This is a genomic window from Pueribacillus theae (assembly GCF_003097615.1).
In the GTDB taxonomy this organism is placed as follows: Bacteria; Bacillota; Bacilli; order Bacillales; family UBA6769; genus Pueribacillus; species Pueribacillus theae.
The window spans coordinates 1-1230 of the sequence record NZ_QCZG01000105.1 but is presented as its reverse complement, the minus strand read 5'-3'; the positions used below and the strand labels follow the sequence as shown (position 1 = coordinate 1230).

General features: G+C 35.2%; 2 protein-coding genes. Both read left to right on the top strand.

Going from position 1 to position 1230, the window contains the following annotated elements:
- The first annotated feature begins 165 nt into the window (after nt 1–165).
- Entirely contained in the window at nt 166–855 is a 690-nt protein-coding gene (gene dcd / locus DCC39_RS18865; protein ID WP_116556406.1) for a dCTP deaminase, read from the top strand.
- The gene (locus tag DCC39_RS18860; RefSeq protein ID WP_116556405.1) at nt 852–1205 is read left to right on the top strand and encodes a hypothetical protein; all 354 of its coding nucleotides are present in this window, start codon (nt 852–854) and stop codon (nt 1203–1205) included. Before dcd ends, DCC39_RS18860 begins: the two co-directional genes overlap by 4 nt.
- The last annotated feature ends 25 nt before the right edge of the window (nt 1206–1230 follow it).

Sequence of the window (1230 nt, the reverse complement as noted above, 5' to 3'; positions counted from 1 at the left end):
GTAAAGCTGATAATTGAATGATTTTTCTAAATTCCCCCTTGTGCTTTTTCTTTTATTTGAACATAATGTATTTAGAAGGTAGTAAATGATACTAAATGACGTTAAATGATTCTAAATGCAGGGTAATTACATTCAAAACGAAACTAGGCAAAAGGGGGAGGAAGAATGTTAAGTGATCGTGAGTTACACAAGTTAGCAATTGAAGATGGGTTGGTACAACCATATAACCCTGAATATTGCGAAGGAGCAACGATAAATTTAACGTTGGCCCCACTTGTTAAACGCTATTCTTCTGATGAACCTATTGTTCTTGGGAACCCAATAACTGAGGATCATTATGAGTCAATCGATATATCACATGAAGAATTTTCAATTCAACCAAAAGAATCAATTTTAATTCAAACACATGAGTTTATAAAAGTTCCCGAAAATATGTCCGCGCGTATTTATGAGCGATTCAGCATAAAATCTTTAGGACTAGTAATTAGTCCTGCTCATTACATGAACCCCGGTTACCGAGGAACAGTTAGCTTAGTCGCGTTTAATTCAACTTCTGTTCCAGTAAGGCTTGTTCCAGGGATAAAAATTTGTCAGTTGGCGCTTTTTAAACTTAATACTGAGCCGGTGAAGCCTTATGAAAAACAAGACGCTAAATACATGGACGCTACAGAGGTTAGCATATCAAAGCTTCACTTGGATAAAGAAATACAGGAATTTTTAAAGGAAAAAGGAATTAATAAAGTTTCTGATGATATGGCTCACGCGTTGGGAAAGCATTTAATGTCTCATATTAAATCAGCTGCTAGAGATTTGGCTGAAATAGCGAAACAAAAACTAAATGAAGGTAAAATATGAGTAACCTGCGGGACATTGTTAGAAGGCACATAGAATCAGAAACTATGCAGGAATGGGAACTCTCTGGACATTCCAATGAACAAAAAATACAAATGCTAGATTATCTTGCAAAAGAAGGCCTAATTGACAAAAAAGTTGATAGTATCCTAGATGCTTTTCGAGATGAAATTGAAAAGGATTCACCAAGAAAGAAAAGACAAAGACGAAATAAAGCGGTTTATGCCATTTTAAACCTTATTTTAACCACGCTAATAGCTGTTGCCGCAAGTTCTGGAAATTGGTTTTTCTTATGGGGAATGGCTGTAGTAAGTGCTGTGATCCATGTTTACTTTACAATCTATAGCGATTAATTTAAAAAAGTTAACTAAGAGTCCT